General features: G+C 51.5%; 1 protein-coding gene. It reads right to left on the bottom strand.

Going from position 1 to position 237, the window contains the following annotated elements; all coding sequences use genetic code 11:
- A partial coding sequence (ccsA, locus tag NE584_RS19535; protein WP_256183576.1) for a cytochrome c biogenesis protein CcsA occupies nucleotides 1-237 on the bottom strand: 237 nt, incomplete at both ends.

The raw sequence follows: 237 nt of genomic DNA, 5'->3' as shown, positions 1-237 counted from the left end.
GCCAGCTTCTTGTTCTTCAGTTGGTAATCAATCCACGCCAGTTGCAGCGCGTACAGGGCAGCGATAATTAGCGTGGCATAGGAAAAAAGCGATAAGCCAATGTGCACCAGCATCCCCGGCGTTGCTTCCAGATGGGTGATGTATTCATTGGGCATAAAGGTCGCCAGCGCTAGGTTGATAAGCGCAAAGGCATAGACAATGGGTAGCAACAACCAGCCACGATTGCGAGAAGCCACA

The sequence above is a fragment of the Clostridium sp. DFI.5.61 genome (genome assembly GCF_024462915.1).
Lineage (GTDB): Bacteria > Bacillota > Clostridia > Oscillospirales > Oscillospiraceae > Lawsonibacter > Lawsonibacter asaccharolyticus.
Note: the sequence above shows the minus strand (reverse complement) of the source record. Positions and strands in the feature narration are given on the sequence as shown.